Source organism: Myxococcus faecalis (assembly GCF_050039385.1).
In the GTDB taxonomy this organism is placed as follows: domain Bacteria; phylum Myxococcota; class Myxococcia; order Myxococcales; family Myxococcaceae; genus Myxococcus; species Myxococcus fulvus.
In genome coordinates this window covers 3,267,227-3,283,250 of record NZ_CP144336.1, presented here as the reverse complement: position 1 = coordinate 3,283,250, position 16,024 = coordinate 3,267,227, and the positions used below count along the sequence as shown (strand labels likewise).

The 16,024-nt window shown below is 66.8% G+C and carries 17 protein-coding genes; 16 read left to right on the top strand and 1 reads right to left on the bottom strand.

Going from position 1 to position 16,024, the window contains the following annotated elements; all coding sequences use genetic code 11:
• Nucleotides 1–5: 5 nt before the first annotated feature.
• The 9 genes from VZQ01_RS12920 (at nt 6) to VZQ01_RS12880 (ending at nt 8,246) form a co-directional block, all read left to right on the top strand.
• Nucleotides 6–188, top strand: coding sequence for a hypothetical protein (locus VZQ01_RS12920; RefSeq protein WP_141327720.1), 183 nt, complete (start codon nt 6–8; stop codon nt 186–188).
• 404 nt (nt 189–592) lie between these two features.
• Nucleotides 593–1,396 (top strand): TadE/TadG family type IV pilus assembly protein, encoded by an 804-nt coding sequence (locus tag VZQ01_RS12915; RefSeq protein WP_426747970.1) that lies wholly within the window; start codon nt 593–595, stop codon nt 1,394–1,396.
• The gene (locus VZQ01_RS12910) at nt 1,372–2,928 is read left to right on the top strand and encodes a hypothetical protein (protein ID WP_426747969.1); all 1,557 of its coding nucleotides are present in this window, start codon (nt 1,372–1,374) and stop codon (nt 2,926–2,928) included. Before VZQ01_RS12915 ends, VZQ01_RS12910 begins: the two co-directional genes overlap by 25 nt.
• On the top strand, nt 2,925–3,983 hold the full coding sequence (locus VZQ01_RS12905; protein WP_426747968.1) for a hypothetical protein: 1,059 nt from the start codon (nt 2,925–2,927) through the stop codon (nt 3,981–3,983). Before VZQ01_RS12910 ends, VZQ01_RS12905 begins: the two co-directional genes overlap by 4 nt.
• Nucleotides 3,983–4,159, top strand: a complete 177-nt coding sequence (locus VZQ01_RS12900) for a hypothetical protein (RefSeq protein ID WP_426747966.1) — start codon at nt 3,983–3,985, stop codon at nt 4,157–4,159. The genes VZQ01_RS12905 and VZQ01_RS12900 overlap by 1 nt, the downstream gene beginning before the upstream one ends.
• A 481-nt stretch (nt 4,160–4,640) precedes the next feature.
• Nucleotides 4,641–5,450 (top strand): TadE/TadG family type IV pilus assembly protein, encoded by an 810-nt coding sequence (locus VZQ01_RS12895; protein ID WP_426747965.1) that lies wholly within the window; start codon nt 4,641–4,643, stop codon nt 5,448–5,450.
• 50 nt (nt 5,451–5,500) lie between these two features.
• Nucleotides 5,501–6,994, top strand: a complete 1,494-nt coding sequence (locus tag VZQ01_RS12890) for a hypothetical protein (RefSeq protein WP_426747964.1) — start codon at nt 5,501–5,503, stop codon at nt 6,992–6,994.
• 62 nt (nt 6,995–7,056) lie between these two features.
• The gene (locus VZQ01_RS12885) at nt 7,057–8,070 is read left to right on the top strand and encodes a hypothetical protein (protein WP_426747963.1); all 1,014 of its coding nucleotides are present in this window, start codon (nt 7,057–7,059) and stop codon (nt 8,068–8,070) included.
• Nucleotides 8,071–8,108: 38 nt separating this feature from the next.
• Nucleotides 8,109–8,246, top strand: coding sequence for a hypothetical protein (locus VZQ01_RS12880; RefSeq protein WP_426749054.1), 138 nt, complete (start codon nt 8,109–8,111; stop codon nt 8,244–8,246).
• Between the two features lie 27 nt (nt 8,247–8,273).
• On the opposite strand, the gene VZQ01_RS12875 is transcribed toward VZQ01_RS12880, so the two are convergent.
• Nucleotides 8,274–9,515 (bottom strand): ABC transporter substrate-binding protein, encoded by a 1,242-nt coding sequence (locus VZQ01_RS12875; protein WP_426747962.1) that lies wholly within the window; start codon nt 9,513–9,515, stop codon nt 8,274–8,276.
• Nucleotides 9,516–9,699: 184 nt separating this feature from the next.
• Between VZQ01_RS12875 and VZQ01_RS12870 the strand changes: the two genes are divergently transcribed.
• Genes VZQ01_RS12870 through sufT form a run of 7 tightly spaced genes read left to right on the top strand, consistent with a single transcriptional unit; the run spans nt 9,700 to nt 15,992 of the window.
• On the top strand, nt 9,700–10,212 hold the full coding sequence (locus tag VZQ01_RS12870; protein WP_426747961.1) for an SUF system Fe-S cluster assembly regulator: 513 nt from the start codon (nt 9,700–9,702) through the stop codon (nt 10,210–10,212).
• Nucleotides 10,209–11,645, top strand: a complete 1,437-nt coding sequence (gene sufB, locus VZQ01_RS12865; protein ID WP_248542276.1) for a Fe-S cluster assembly protein SufB — start codon at nt 10,209–10,211, stop codon at nt 11,643–11,645. The genes VZQ01_RS12870 and sufB overlap by 4 nt, the downstream gene beginning before the upstream one ends.
• 3 nt (nt 11,646–11,648) lie before the next feature.
• Nucleotides 11,649–12,437, top strand: a complete 789-nt coding sequence (sufC, locus tag VZQ01_RS12860) for a Fe-S cluster assembly ATPase SufC (RefSeq protein ID WP_426747960.1) — start codon at nt 11,649–11,651, stop codon at nt 12,435–12,437.
• Nucleotides 12,434–13,753 (top strand): Fe-S cluster assembly protein SufD, encoded by a 1,320-nt coding sequence (sufD, locus tag VZQ01_RS12855; protein ID WP_426747959.1) that lies wholly within the window; start codon nt 12,434–12,436, stop codon nt 13,751–13,753. The genes sufC and sufD overlap by 4 nt, the downstream gene beginning before the upstream one ends.
• Entirely contained in the window at nt 13,750–14,973 is a 1,224-nt protein-coding gene (locus VZQ01_RS12850; protein ID WP_223746235.1) for a cysteine desulfurase, read from the top strand. The genes sufD and VZQ01_RS12850 overlap by 4 nt, the downstream gene beginning before the upstream one ends.
• On the top strand, nt 14,970–15,431 hold the full coding sequence (sufU, locus tag VZQ01_RS12845) for a Fe-S cluster assembly sulfur transfer protein SufU (protein WP_141327708.1): 462 nt from the start codon (nt 14,970–14,972) through the stop codon (nt 15,429–15,431). Before VZQ01_RS12850 ends, sufU begins: the two co-directional genes overlap by 4 nt.
• 18 nt (nt 15,432–15,449) lie before the next feature.
• On the top strand, nt 15,450–15,992 hold the full coding sequence (sufT, locus tag VZQ01_RS12840; RefSeq protein ID WP_141327710.1) for a putative Fe-S cluster assembly protein SufT: 543 nt from the start codon (nt 15,450–15,452) through the stop codon (nt 15,990–15,992).
• Nucleotides 15,993–16,024 lie beyond the last annotated feature (32 nt).

Below are 16,024 nucleotides of genomic sequence, written 5' to 3'. Positions count from 1 at the left end.
CCGTGGTGGAGAAGTCGCTGAGGAAGCAGGGGCGTGCCCGGGGCCAGTCGATGGTGGAGTACGCCGTCGTCACCGCGGCGCTGATGGGCTTCACCGTGATGGGCTGGCCGTTCCTCGTGCAGCTGCTCAACGCGCTGCACCGGTACTTCAACTCCATCTACTACGTCATCCAGTCGCCCATTCCGTAGGGCGCCGGCGACAACCCCTGGCCCGGGACGAGTCGCGCGCTCCTGGCGCGCTGGATTCGACCGGGCTGTTTCATTCCTGTCTGGTTGATTCGCGTTCGCGCGCGTGGGCGCCGGCTGCCTGGAGGGCGGACGGGAAGCCCTTACGTGTTTTCCGAAAGACAGCCACCTCACTGCCCTCCAGGGCGATGAAGTGTCGCGGAGGCGTCGTTGTGTCGTGGATTCCCCCGAGGCGGATGCCTGTATTTGTTTGATGGGGCTGCGGGCAGGCAGGCGGGGAGGCCGGGATGGCTTTGTCCATTCATGACTGTCATTGGTGTGAGGCGCAGGACATTCCCAGTCAGGGGCGGAAGAATCGAATCCTCGGCTTTTGTGGTTCTTTCTGCGTGCGTGGTAGTGATTGATGGATGCGATGCTCCTTCCGCTTACATCCCGCGAGGGCGCAGTCCGGGCAGTCCGCGGTGGAGACCGCGATTGTCCTGCCGCTCTTCGTGTTCCTCATCCTGGGCATCCTGCAGCTCGGGCTGATGCACCAGGCGCGGCTGCTCACGAAGTACGCGGCCTACAAGGCGGTGCGGGCTGGCTCCATCCACAACGCGAACGTGCGGGAGATGGAGAAGGCGGCCGTCGCCGTGCTGCTGCCCATGCTCGCCCAGCGCGCGTCCGGCCAGGGGGGCATCGAGTACGTGCGGCCGGTGGGCAGCGGGCAGCAGTTCGCGGACAAGTGGAAGGAGCTCAAGGACAACAAGATGGCGGACACGGAGCTGAAGTACGCCGAGGTCACCATCTGCGGGCCGACGAAGGCGGACGCGGGCGGGAGCGGCGGCGAGGTGGACTTCGACGACCCGGACAACGCCACCTCCGCTGACTGGAAGCAGAGCCACCGCACCAAGCTGCGCATCCAGGTCACGTTCAACTTCCGGCTGGTCGTCCCGTTCGCGGACTGGGTCATCTTCAACGCCGCGCGCGCCCGCGACATGCCCATGGTGATTCGCATGGGCGAGGTGAAGGGCACGGAGAAGAGCAAGGTGGCCGTCCGGAAGTTCGGGAGCGCCTCCACCGGCGAGGGCCCCTACGCCGCCGCCGCGTCCAAGCGCATCTACATCGCCCCCATCCGCGCCACCTACACCATGCGGATGCAGTCGAACCTCTACACCAACACCGACGACCTGCCCTCGAGGAACGCATGCCTCTTCCCGTTCGCATACTGAGTCGCCGGCCGCGTCGCCGCTCTCCTCGCGGGCAGGCCATCGTCCTGGGCTCGCTGTCGTTCCTCGTCCTCGCGTTGATGGTGACGCTGAGCTTCAACCTGAGCCACGCGCTGCGCCGCAAGATGTCCCTGCAGCAGCACGGCGACGCGATGGCGTTCTCCATGGGCGTGCTGGAGGCGCGCGCGCTCAACTACTACGCGGTCAGCAACCGGGCCATCGCCGGCTCCTACGTGGCGATGAACAGCCTGCACGCGTACATGGCGGCCGCGAGCGTCACCGGCGAGATGCTGCGCGCGGGCGGGGTGAACTTCACGGCCATCGCCGCCTCCGAGGCCGCCAAGTGCGCCGCCTGTCAGGGGAAGTGCCCCTGCTGCCAGCACGCCGTCGAGGCGGGGCAGATCGCCGCGAAGTTCGCCAAGCAGTCCTTGATGTACGACCGGGACGTCCGGGGCCTGGAGGGCAAGTTCAAGAACGCCATGGAGGGCCTGGACCTCATGGTGGACAACATCCACACCTCGCAGCGGGAGGTGCATGAGAAGACGCTGCAGGCGGTGAAGGACGGCTCGAGCCATGGCCTCTCCCTGCTGAAGACGCAGACGGTGCCGGAGGTCAGCGACCTGGCGTCGGGGGTGGGGGCGCTCAACGCCAACGAGTTCAACTGCGCCGTGGACGGGATGGAGTGCCAGGGCAGCGTGGCGAACACCTCGCCCGAGGCGCGCGCGCGCGTGGTGACGGAGATTGGCAACGCGAGTCGCTCGGCGTGGCCCGCCAACCGCAAGGGCCTGCCGCCCAATCACCTGCACGAGAAGTTCCTCGAGGAGTTCAAGACCATCCCCAACAACAAGGGGACGCACCAGTTCGTCGGTCACTTCGGCTCGTCGAAGACGGTGCAGAACATGCTGGGCGTCTACCTGCCGGGGCAGATGGGGGGCAACCAGGGCACCACCGTGGCGGCCAACGAGACGGGGGCCCTCGCCCAGCTGTCGTGGGAGGACGCCACCCCGGCGACCGCGCCCTACCTGGCCAACATCTGGAGCGACGACAGGGGCGGAGGCCACACGGTGCTGATGGCGCACTCGGGGCAGCACCGCTTCGAGGGGACGAACGCGAAGGCGCTCACGTCGTGCGCGGGCTCTGGTAACTGCTTCATGAAGTACCGCGCCAACCCCGACTCGGAACGCGACTGGGGCCAGCCGCGCGTCTACAGCTACTACACCATGCGGCTGAACAAGGGGGACCCGGCCAAGGCCCCCTGGGAGCTCAACTCCTCCCGGAGCGTGAAGTTCACGCATGGCGAGCAGGGCACCGGCAGCCTGACGCTGTCCGCGACCGAGGGCATGAGCCTGTCGAAGTCCCTCATCTACTATCACCGCTTCAAGCAGGACGGCTGGTCGGAGCCCCCCAACCTTTTCGCGCCGTACTGGCGCGTGAAGCTGCATCCGTTCAAGCCCGATGAGGCGAAGAAGGTGCTGGAGGAGGCGGGCAACTCCGACGCGGCCGCCATCGCCGAGGCGCCGGAGGTGTCGCTGTGAGCATCAGGACTGGAGGCCGCCTCGCGCGGGGCGCGGCCGCGGTGGAGACGGCGCTGTGCATGCTCGTCATCATCCCCGTGTTCATGTACGCCATCTTCCTGGACGACCTGTTGAAGCACGTCCTGGACGCCCAGGAGACAGTGGTGTCCACCGTCTGGGATTACGCGGTGTCGGACTACGCCGCGAAGCCGACGGGTGGTGAGTCCTTCGCGGGCTTCGGCCAGACGCAGGGCCTGGCGCGGCGGATGTTCTGCGACCACGAGTCGGGCCTGGACAGCTACGGCGCCGGGAATGGACCCGAGTGCGAGAACGACGTGAGCCACCACCAGGATGTGGTGGCGCATGCGTGCTGGATGCATCCGGAGGCGAAGCAGGTGTATTGCACGGTGGACCAGAACGCCGTCGGAAGCTACGGCGTCACGTTGCACGCCGCCTACATGCGGCAGTTCAACAAGGGGGGGCTCATCCGCTGCTCGGCGCGCAGCAGCGTCCAGAACTACCTGCTCCCCACGACGTTCCTCCAGGAGTTCTCGCAGGTGGACCTCGCGAAGGAGCAGAAGCAGAACAAGGGGCAGGTCCACAGCAACTCCCAGGGAGGGAGCGAGAAGGACACCTACCTGCTCCCGTGGGAGTACATCGCGCTGGTGACGGACACGTGGGCCCTCACCAAGGTGCAGAGCTTCTCGCCCGGAGAGGGACAGAAGGAGGAGGGGGACCTCTACGCGCGCGTGCAGCAGATCTACTCGAACCAGGAGAACTCGGGCTACACGCAGATGGCCCCCGCCGCTGAGGAGCTCGTCAAACAGGCCATCGATCGCAACCTGCTCGCCTCCAGCCTGGCGCTCGACCACACCCCCGGCGACGACCCGCGTGACGTCAGCCTCTCCATCCAGCCGCAGAACGGCGGCGCGCCGTCACAAATCGTCATCCAGGGGCTGACCCCCGCCATCTACTTCAACAACGAGTGGCGCGATTGGGAGGTGAACAACAACGAGGCCACGGCGCGCAAGCGGGGCCGGTACTACCTGGGCTGCAAGCAGCCGGGGAAGTGCTGATGCCCGTGCTCGACCGACGCAAGCCTCGCGGCCAGTCGATGGTGGAGTACGCCGTCGTCACCGCGGCGCTGATGGGCTTCACCGTGATGGGCTGGCCGTTCCTCGTGCAGTTGCTGAACGCGCTGCACCGGTACTTCAACTCCATCTACTACGTCATCCAGTCGCCCATCCCGTAGAGGGCGTTGGCGGTACCCGAGGCCCGGGCACGAGTCGCGCGCTCCTGGCGTGCTGGATTCGACCGGACGATTCCCTGAACTGAAGCTCGTCGTCGAGCCTCCGCCCCGCAGTCCGTGGGAGCTGCGGGGCGGGTGTTCCGTGCAGGGACGATTCCTGACTGGCGTGGGTTTGTTCGGTTGAGGGCGCTGCCTGCATGGAGGGTAGACGGGAAACCCTTACGTGTTCTCGCAAAGACAGCCTCCGGTGGTCCTGGCGGGCAGCGGGGGCGCGGACACCTTGTCATGTCGTGGATCTTCCTGGGGTGGTTGTCTGGACTTTTTTGGTCGTGCTGCGGGCGGGCGGGCAGGCGGGTGGCTGGGATGGATTTGTCCGCCAGGTGGCTGTCATTGTTGTGTGGCGCAGAACACTGTAGGGCAGGGGTAGAAGATTCGGTTCCCGGGCTTTTGTGGAGCTCTGTGTGGGTGTGGTAGTGATTGTTGTATGCGATGCCCCTTCCACTTACGTCCTGCGAAGGCGCAGTCTGGGCAGTCCGCGGTGGAGACCGCGGTAGTCCTGCCGCTCTTCGTGTTTCTCATCCTGGGCATCCTGCAGCTTGGGTTGATGCACCAGGCCCGGCTCCTGACGAAGTACGCCGCCTACAAGGCGGTGCGAGCCGGTTCCCTCCACAACGCTAGCGTCGCTGAAATGGAAAAGGCGGCGCTCGCCGTCCTCCTTCCGATGCTTGCCAAGCGTTCGGAGGGTCCTGCTGGCATCGAGTATGTGCGCCCGGTGGGCAGCGGACAGGAGTTCACGGACAAGTGGAACGAGATGGCGAACAATCAGATGGGCAAGATTCGCCTGAAATACGCAGAGGTCACCATCTGCGGACCCACGCGAGAGGATGTGAGTGGAAGCGGCGAGATGGACTTCGACGATCCCGACAATGCCACCTCCGACAATTGGCGACAGAGCCAACGCACCAAGCTTCGTGTGCAGGTGACGTTCAACTACAGGCTCGTCATCCCGTTCGCGGACCGGGTCATCTATAACGCGGCACGAGCGCGAGATCTGCAGATGGTGTTGCGGATCGGGAAAGCGTCTGCCCGCGAGATTCGCAGGGCGGCGCAGTGGAAGTACGGAAGTAAGTCCGCGGGGGAGGCGCCCTACGAAGATGCGGCAGGGCAAGGCATCTACATCGCCCCTATTCGCGCCACCTACACCATGCGGATGCAGTCCAATCTTTACCTCAACACTGACGATGTGCCCGCGAGGAATGAATGCCTCTTCCCGTTCACTTACCCGAGCTCGTAGGACGGTCTCGTCGTCATCCTCAGCGCGGGCAGGCCATCGTCCTGGGTTCGTTGTCCTTCCTCGTCCTCGCGTTGATGGTGACGCTCAGCTTCAACTTGAGTCATGCGCTGCGGCAGAAGATGAGCCTGCAGCAGCACAGCGACTCCATGTCGTTCTCCATGGCAGTGCTGGAGGCCCGGGCGCTCAACTACTACGCGGTCAGCAACCGGGCCATCGCGGGGTCCTACGTGGCGATGAACAGCCTGCACGCCTATATGGCGGCCGCGAGTGTTACGGGCGCGATGTTGCGGGCTGGGGAATCGAACTTCAACGACATCGCCAAGGCGGAAGGGCTTCGGTGTGCTGCTTGCGGCGGAAGATGCCTGTGCTGCAAGCACGCGATTGATGCCGGGGAGATCGCGGCTGATTTTGGCAAGGAGGCCAGGATGTACGACCGTGAGGTCAGGGTCCTCGAAAGCTCCTTCAGGACTGCGATGGAGGGGCTGGACCTGATGGTGGACAGCCTTCACTCGTCCCAGCGCGAAGTACACGAGAACACCCTGCAGGCGGTGCGGGATGGTTCGAGCCATGGGCTCTCCCGCCTCAAGACCGACACTGCCCCAACGGCGAGCGAGTTGTCGTCGGCGGTGGGCGGCATGAACGCCAACGAATTCAACTGCGCTGTGGACGGAATGGATTGCCAGGGCAGTGTGGCGAGCACCTCAGCGGATGCTCGCGCGAGGGTCGCGACGGAAATTGGCAATGCGAGCCGTTCGGGATGGCCATCCAATCGCAATGGCGGCGGAAGCCCGCCTAAACATCTCAACGCTCAGTTCCTCGCGGAGTTCAGGAAGATCCCCGGCAAGGGGATGTGTCAAGTGTTAGATCATCAGGGGTCCTCGAAGACGACACAGAGCAGCAGCAAGGTGGATATCTACAAGGGAGGCAGGAGCGGTGGGAATCAGGGCTCCACCGTGGCGGCTGTCGAGGAGGGCTCTCTTCGCCACTCCGGGTGGGAAGATGCCCTCCCTGCGCAGAACTCCTACGAGGCGCTCATCTGGAGCGATGCCAATGGTGGGGGCCACGACAATGGTGGCATCGATACCCACCGAGGTCGGCATCGCTTCGAGGGGACCAACGCGAGGGCGCTGACGGCGTGCGCGGGTTCGGGCAACTGCTTCATGAAGTACCGCGCCAACCCGAGTTCAAGCCGGGATTGGGGACAGCCCCGTGTCTACAGTTATTACACGATGAAGCTCAACGTCGGAGACCTGAAGAAGGCCCCCTGGGAACTCAACAGCTCCCGGTCCGTGAAGTTTGACCATGGCAACCAAGGCTCGGGGAGCCTCACCCTCTCTGCGGCGGAGGGCACTGCCTTGTCCAAGTCCCTTGTGTACTACCACCGCTTCAAGCAGGGGGGCTGGTCGGAGCCTCCCAATCTCTTTGCCCCCTACTGGCGCGTGAAGCTGCACCCCTTCACTGCTTCCGAGGCAAGGCGGGTACTGGATGAGGCGGGGAACTCCGATGCGGCCACCATCGCCGATGCTCCGGGAGTGTCACTGTGAAGACCTTCAGGATTCGGAGGAAGCGTGCTCGGGGGGCTGCCGCCGTAGAGACGGCGCTGTGCATGTTGGTCATCATCCCCGTGTTCATGTACGCCATTTTCCTGGATGACCTGCTACGCCACGTGTTGGACGCCCAGGAGACCTCACTAGCGACCATCTGGGACTATGCGGTCTCGGATTATGCTGCGGAGCCCAAGAACGGAGAGTCTTTCGCGGGCTTCAGTCAGACGCAGGGACTGGCGCGCCAGATGTATTGCGACCACGAGTCGGGTTTGGACAGCTATGGCCCTGGCAAGGGGCCTGAGTGCGAAACGGATGATGACATCCACCACCAGGAAATGGTGGCGCATGCGTGCTGGCTTCATCCAGGGGCGCAGGAAGTGGAATGCACCGTCGACCAAAATGCCGTGGGAAACTATGGCGTCACGCTTCATGGCCCCTTCATGTCCCAGTTCAATCGCGGGGGGCTCATTCGTTGTTCCGCGCGAAGCGGTGTGCAGAACTATCTGCTCCCCACGACGTTCCTCCAGGAGTTTTCCAAGGTCGACCTTGCGAAGGAGACCCAGTCAGGCAACGTCCATGGCAATGCCAAGAAGGGCGGCCCCCAAGGACGGGATGTAGCCCGGGACACTTATATGTTGCCTTGGGAACGCATCGCGCTGGTGACGGACACCTGGGCGCTCACCGAGCACCAGAGTTTCGAGCCTGGGCAGCGCCAGCAGAAGGACAGGGACCTCTATCACCGCGTGTCATTCCTCTATAAGCACCAGGAGAATGATGGTTACTCGGACATGTCGTCCGCGGCCGAGCAACTCGTCTCCCAGGCGATCAGGACCAAGCTACTCTCGGATGCTGCGGCTCTGAAGGAGACTCCCGGGGATGATCCTCGAGAAGTCAGCATCTCCATCCAGCCACAGACAGGCGGTGGCGAGCCCATCCAGGAGATAAAGCAAGGTGACGGCAACGGCACCTACTTCAACAACGAGTGGCGTGACTGGGAGGCGAACAACAACCAGGCCACGGCGCAGGCCCGTGGCGAGTACTACATGGGCTGCAGACAACCGGGGACGTGCTGATGGCCTCGCTCACGCGTCGAAATCGCCGAGGCCAATCCATGGTGGAGTACGCCGTCGTCTCCGCCGCCTTGCTCGGCATCACCACGGTGGGCTGGCCCTTCCTGGTCCAGCTCCTCAACGCGCTGCACCGCTACTTCAACTCCATCTACTACGTCATCCAGTCCCCCATCCCGTGAGGACGGGGGACCGGGCACGCGTCACCGCTACGGCGTCACGGTGGTGACGAACTCCGCCTTGCCGCCGGCGACCTTCAGCACGACGGCCTCCTTCACCGCGTCGCGGTTGGCGTCCAGCGTGATGCGCCCCGCAACGCCCGGGAAGTCCTTCGTCGCCGCGATGGCGTCGCGCAGCGACGGGCCGCTCAGGTCCGGGGCGCGCTTCATCGCCTCCACCAGCACCCGGCCCGCGTCGTACGCCAGCGCCGCCACGCTGTCCGGCACGCTGCCGTAGCGGGCCTTGTAGCGCGCCAGGAACGACTGGAGCACCGGGTCCGGGTTGCCCGGCGAGTAGTGGTTGGAGAAGTAGCTGCCCTCCAGCGCGGACCCGCCCAGCTCGAACAGCTTGTCGGAGTCCCACCCGTCGCCGCCCAGGAGCGGCACCTTCAGGCCCACCTCGCGCGCCTGCCGCGCGATGATGCCCACGTCCGTGTAGTAACCCGGCACGAACACCGCCTCCGGCTTCAACTGCTTGATGGCCGTCAGCTGCGCGCGGAAGTCCGTGTCCCCCTTCGAGTAGCTCTCCGTCCCCACCACTTGTCCGCCGAACTCCTGGAACTTCGCGGTGAAGACGTTGGCGAGCCCCATGGAGAACGCGCTCTTGTTGTCCGTGAGCACCGCCACCCGCGACAGCTTCAGGTTCTCGCGCGCGAACTTCGCCATCACCAGGCCCTGGAACTCGTCGATGAAGCAGACGCGGAAGATGTAGTCGCCCTTCTTCGTCACCTCGGCGCTCGTCGACGTGGGCGTAATCATGGGCACCTTGCCCGCCTGCGCCTTCTCCGCCATCGCCATGGACACCGACGAGGCCGCCTCGCCGAGGATCGCCACCACCTTGTCCTGGGTAATCAGCCGCGTCGCCGCCTGCGCACCTTCCTCCGGGCGCCCCTGGCTGTCGTACACGCGCACCACCACCTTGCGGCCCTTCACGCCGCCGGCCGCGTTGGCCTCGTCCAGCGCCAGCTCGATGCCGTTGCGCGCCGACACGCCGAACGTGGCCTCACTGCCCGTGAGGCTGCCCACCTCACCCACCACGATGGGGCTCGAGTCCCCGCCCGCCTGTGCCTGGGCGCCCGGCTGGGCGGGGGCCTGCGCTGGAGTGCCCTCCTGGGAGCCTTGGGGAGCCGTGGCCTGGCCGCTCGGCGGGGCGTCGGTGGGGGTGGGCGCGGACTTCTTCTCACAGCCCGCCAGACTCAGTGCCAGGGTGGCCAGGAGCAGCAGATGACGCATCGGCGGATTCCCTCCAGGTGACAGGGGCCTCACCCTAGCCCTGTCCCAGAAGCCCTCCAACCGCAGGGCCGCCCGCCTTCCGTCAAAATGCAATGTGGACTGAAACGGTCCAGATTACATATGACGCCCCGGCGGGCTGGAGGGCCCGCGTGGGAATGGACCCAGAGAGGAGAGAGCGTCCCGCATGCTTCGGATGAGCAAGATGACCGACTACGGCATCGTGCTGATGACCGAGCTGGCTCGCGCGGAGGGTGGCACCCGCACCACTCGCGAGCTGGCGGCACGCACCCGTGTGCCATTGCCCTCGGCCAGCAAGGTGCTCAAGGGCCTGCTTCAAGCGGGCCTCGTGGTGTCCCACCGCGGCGCCAACGGGGGCTATGGCCTGGCGCGGCCACCGGCGTCCCTGTCCCTGGCGGAGCTGGTGGCCTCGCTGGAGGGCCCGGTGTCGCTCACCGAGTGTGGCGTGCATCCCACCGGCGGCGCGCCCTGTGAGCTGGAGGCGGTGTGCCAGGTGCGCGGCCACTGGCGCCTCATCAATCAGGCCATCCAGGAGTCGCTGGCGCGCCTGACGCTGGCGGACCTCATCGCCCCGGCGCCGCGCATGCCCGAGCGGCTGGTGGGTCTGGGCGTGCCCTCGCGGCCCACGAGCCCCAACACCCCCCCGACGACTTCATCCGTGACAGGAGTTCGCTCATGACCACCGACACCCTCCAGGAGCTGACGCGCCGCCCGTACGCGGCGGGCTTCGTCTCCGCCGTGGAGGCGGACACCTTCCCGCCCGGCCTGAACGAGGACGTCATCCGCGCGCTGTCCGAGAAGAAGGGCGAGCCGGCCTTCCTGCTCGAGTGGCGCCTGAAGTCCTTCCGCCACTGGCTCACGCTGCGCGAGCCCACGTGGCAGGCGGTGACGTACCGCCCCATCGACTACCAGGCCATCAGCTACTACTCGGCGCCGCGCTTCAAGCCGAAGAAGGACAGCCTGGACGAGGTGGACCCGGAGATTCTGCGCACCTACGAGAAGCTCGGCATCCCGCTCGAGGAGCAGAAGCGCCTGCAGAACGTCGCGGTGGACGCGGTGTTCGACTCGGTGTCCGTGGCGACGACGTTCAAGGACAAGCTCGCCAAGGCGGGCGTCATCTTCTGCTCGTTCTCGGAGGCGGTGCGCGAGCACCCGGAGCTGCTCAAGAAGTACCTGGGCACGGTGGTGCCGCACTCGGACAACTTCTTCGCGGCGCTCAACTCGGCGGTGTTCAGCGACGGCTCGTTCGTCTACGTGCCCAAGGGCGTGAGGTGCCCGATGGAGCTGTCCACGTACTTCCGCATCAACGCGGCGGAGACGGGCCAGTTCGAGCGCACGCTCATCGTCGCGGACGAGGGCTCCTACGTGAGCTACCTGGAGGGCTGCACGGCGCCCCAGCGCGACACCAACCAGCTGCACGCGGCGGTGGTGGAGCTGGTGGCGCTCAAGGGGGCCACCATCAAGTACTCCACGGTGCAGAACTGGTACCCCGGCGACGCCGAGGGCAAGGGCGGCATCTACAACTTCGTCACCAAGCGTGGCATCGCGCACGAGAAGGCGAAGATTTCGTGGACGCAGGTGGAGACGGGCTCGGCGATTACGTGGAAGTACCCGAGCGTCATCCTCAAGGGGGATGACTCGGTGGGCGAGTTCTACTCGGTGGCGCTCACCAACAACCTGCAGCAGGCGGACACGGGCACGAAGATGGTGCACATCGGGAAGAACACCCGCTCCACCATCGTGTCCAAGGGCATCAGCGCGGGCCGGGGACAGAACACGTACCGGGGGCTGGTGAAGGTGCTCAAGAGCGCCCAGGACGCGCGCAACTATACGCAGTGCGACTCGCTGCTCCTGGGTGACAAGTGCGGCGCCCACACGGTGCCGTACATCGAGGTGAAGAACGCGTCGGCGCAGGTGGAGCACGAGGCCTCCACGTCGAAGATTGGCGAGGACCAGCTCTTCTATTGCAGGCAGCGCGGCATCTCCCAGGAGGACGCGGTGTCGATGATTGTGAATGGCTTCTGCCGGCAGGTCTTCAAGGAGCTCCCCATGGAGTTCGCGGTGGAAGCGCAGAAGCTGCTCGGAGTGAGTCTGGAAGGGAGCGTGGGGTAGGTCATGGCGCTGCTGTCGGTTCGGAATCTGCACGCCCGCGTGGGCGACAAGGACATCCTCAAGGGCATCGACCTGGAGGTGGGCGCCGGTGAGGTGCACGCCATCATGGGGCCCAACGGCTCGGGGAAGAGCACCCTGGCGAGCGTGCTCGCGGGGCGTGACGCCTACGAGGTGACACAGGGCGAGGTGCTGCTCGACGGCAAGTCGCTGTTGGAGCTGTCGCCCGAGGCTCGCGCGGCGGAGGGTGTGTTCCTGGCCTTCCAGTACCCGGTGGAGATTCCGGGCGTGGGCAACCTGCACTTCCTGCGCACGGCGCTCAACGCGCAGCGCCGGGGGAGGGGGCTGGAGGAACTGGACGCGATGGACTTCCTCCAGCTCGCCAAGGAGAAGTCGAAGCTGGTGCAGTTGGACCAGGCCTTCATGAACCGCTCGGTGAACGAGGGCTTCTCCGGCGGCGAGAAGAAGCGCAACGAAATCTTCCAGATGGCGGTGCTGGAGCCGCGCCTCGCCGTGCTCGACGAGACGGACTCGGGCCTGGACATCGACGCGCTGCGCACGGTGGCGGGGGGCGTGAACGGCCTGCGCTCCAAAGACCGCGGCATGGTGCTCATCACCCACTACCAGCGGCTGCTCGACTACATCGTCCCGGACAAGGTGCATGTCATGTCGGCGGGCCGCATCGTCCGCTCGGGCGGGCGCGAGCTGGCGCTGGAGCTGGAGGAGAAGGGCTACGGCTGGCTGGGCCTGGAGGGTGGCAAGGGGGCGCCGAAGGGCGGGGAGGTCCGGCGATGACGCGCTACCTGGACGTCGCCTCGCGCTTCCAGAAGCAGGCCGCGAGCGCGCCTGCCTACCTGCGCACCCTGCGGCAGGAGGGGCTCGCGCACTTCGAGCGGCTGGGCCTGCCGACGACGAAGGACGAGGCGTGGAAGTACACCAACGTCTCGCCCATCGCGGAGGGAGGCTTCACGCCCGTGTCGGCGCTGCGTGACAGCGCGGTGCTGGCGCCGGTGGTGGACAGGCTCGCGCTCGTCGGTGGACCCCGGCTGGTCTTCGTCGACGGACGCTTCGCTCCGGAGCTGTCGAGCGTGACGGGGCTGCCGCGCGGGCTGACGGTGAAGCCGCTCGGCGTGGCGCTGACGGAGGACGCGGCGCTGCTCGAGGCCCACCTGGGGCAAAGGGCGCGAGCGTCGGAGCAGGCCTTCACGGCGCTCAACGCGGCGCTGCTGGAGGATGGGGCGCTGGTGCACCTGTCGAAGGGCGCGCTGAGCGAGGTGCCCGTGCAGCTGGTCTTCCTGACGCGCGGCGACGCCGCCGTGCTGGCGAGCCCGCGCGTGCTGGTGCTCGCGGAGGAGGGCAGCGAGGGCACGCTGGTGGAGACGTACGCCAGCGCGAGCGGAGGCCCCGTGGCCACGTTCACCAACGCGGTGACCGAGGTGGCGCTGGGGGACAACGCCAGCCTGAAGCACTACCGCCTCCAGTCGGAGGGGGACGCGGCGCTGCACGTGGGCGGGTTGCACGTGAAGCAGGGGCGCGACAGCCGCTTCGTCTCGCACACGTTCGCCTTCGGCGGCGTGCTGGCGCGCAACGAGGTGCACGTCTCCTTCGCGGGCAAGGGTGGCGACGCGACCCTCAATGGCCTGTACGTGGGGCGCGGGACGCAGCACCAGGACGTGCGCACCGCGCTGGACCACGCGGTGGCGGACTGCACCAGCCGCGAGCTGTACAAGGGCGTGCTGGATGACCGGGCGCGCGGCACGTTCCACGGTCTGGTGAAGGTGCGGCAGGACGCGCAGCGCACGGACGCGCGGCAGCAGAACCGCAACCTCCTGTTGTCCGAGCACGCGCAGGCGGACACGCGGCCGCAGTTGGAGATTCTCGCGGACGACGTGAAGTGCGCGCACGGCGCGGCGGTGGGGCGGCTGGACGCGCAGGCGCTGTTCTACCTGCGCTCGCGAGGCATCCCCCAGGCGGAGGCGGAGCGGCTGCTCACGTATGCCTTCGCCCGTGAGCTGGTGGAGGCGGTGCCGGAGGGGCCGGTGCGCGCGAGCGTGGAGTCACTGCTGGCCCAGCGGTTGCCGGGCGCGGCCCGGACGGAGGTGACGGCATGAGCACGTTCGACGTGCAGCAGGTGCGCGCGGACTTCCCCCTGCTGCGGCAGGAGGTGCGGGGCCGTCCCCTCGTCTACCTGGACAGCGCGGCCACGGCGCAGAAGCCGCAGGCGGTCATCGACGCCATCGTCCGCTTCTACCAGCACGACAACGCCAACGTGCACCGGGGCGTCCACATCCTCTCCGAGCGCGCCACGGAGGCGTACGAGGGCGCGCGCGAGACGGTGCGCGGGTTCCTCAACGCCCGGGACGCGCGCGAAATCATCTTCGTGCGTGGCACCACCGAGGCCATCAACCTCGTCGCGCAGACCTACGGCCGCAAGCACATCGGCGCCGGGGACGAGGTGCTCATCACGCAGATGGAGCACCACGCCAACATCGTCCCCTGGCGGATGCTGTGCGAGCAGACTGGCGCCACGCTCAAGGTGATTCCGGTGGATGACCGGGGCGAGCTGGTGATGGACGCGGTGGACGCGCTGCTCACGGAGAAGACGCGCATCCTCGCGGTGACCCACGTGTCCAACGCGCTGGGCACGGTGAACCCGGTGAAGGAGCTGACGCGCCGGGCGCACGCGAAGGGCATCCCCGTGCTGGTGGACGGGGCGCAGTCGGTGACGCACTTCCCCGTCGACGTGCAGGACCTGGGCTGTGACTTCTACGCCTTCAGCGGGCACAAGACGTTCGGCCCCACGGGCATCGGCGTGCTGTACGGGCGGCTGGAGCGACTGGAGCCGATGCCTCCGTACCAGGGCGGCGGGGACATGATCCTCTCCGTGACGATGGAGAAGGTGACGTACAACCGCGTGCCGCACCGCTTCGAGGCGGGGACGCCGAACCTGGAGGGCGCGGTGGGGCTGGCCGCCGCCATCCGGTATCTGCAGGGCGTGGGGCTGTCCGCCATCGCCGAGCACGACCGGGAGATGATGGCCTACGCGACGGCCGCGCTGGAGTCGGTCCCGGGGCTGCGACTCATCGGCACGGCGCGCGAGAAGGCGGGCGTGCTGTCCTTCACGCTGGAGGACATCCACCCGCACGACGTGGGCACCATCCTGGACCGCGAGGGCATCTGCATCCGCACGGGCCACCACTGCGCGCAGCCAGTGATGCAGCACTTCAAGCTGCCGGCGACGGCGCGGGCGTCGCTGGCGCTCTACAACACGCGCGAGGACGTGGATGCGCTCGTGCGCGGGCTGCACAAGGTGAGGGAGGTGTTCGGATGAGCTCGGGCTCGGATGACCTGAAGGACCTCTATCAAGAGGTGGTGCTGGAGCACTCCAAGCGGCCGCGCAACTACCGCGTGGTGGAGGGCGCCAACCACGAGGCGGCGGGGCACAACCCGCTGTGCGGAGATCAGCTCTCCGTGACGATGAAGATGGAGGGAGACGTCATCCGCGACATCGGCTTCCAGGGGCAGGGCTGCGCGATTTCACGCGCGTCCGCGTCGCTGATGACGGGGGCGGTGAAGGACAAGTCGCGCGAGGAGGCGGAGGCGCTCTTCGCGCTGGTGCACAAGCTGGTGACGGAAGGGCCGGAGTCGGTGGACCTGGACGCGCTGGGCAAGCTCGCGGTGCTGTCTGGCGTGAGCGAGTTCCCCGCGCGGGTGAAGTGCGCGAGCCTGGCGTGGCACACGATGCGCGCGGCGCTGGCGGGACACAGTGAAGCGGTCTCCACGGAGTAGGGAAGGAGGGAGCGGACCATGCGAGGCGTGACGGCGATGCTGGAGCGGGAGGTCCCCGCGACCATCATCCCCAGCGGTGACAGGGTGGTGCTGCCGGAGGGCGCGGAGCTGCGGGTGATGCAGACGCTCGGCGGCAACATCACGGTGCAGGACCCCTACGGGCAGCTCTTCCGCATCGACGAGAAGGACGGCGCGGCGCTGGGCGAGGAGTACGCGCCCAAGGAGAAGGCCGCGGGCGACCCCAGCGAGTTCCACGAGGAGCAGGTCTGGGAGCAGCTGCGCACGGTGTATGACCCGGAGATTCCGGTGAACATCGTGGAGCTGGGCCTGGTGTACGCGTGCAAGGCGGAGCCGCTGCCGGAGGGTGGGCAGCGCGTGGACATCCAGATGACGCTGACGGCGCCCGGCTGCGGCATGGGGCCGGTGCTGGTGGATGACGTGCGCACCAAGGTCAGCGGCGTGCCCGGCGTGAAGGAGGCCCACGTGGAGCTGGTGTGGGACCCGCCCTGGGACCAGAGCCGGATGACGGACGTGGCCCGGTTGCAGCTCGGGTGGATGTGACTCCCTGATTCGAGCCCACCGCGGGCCTCGTG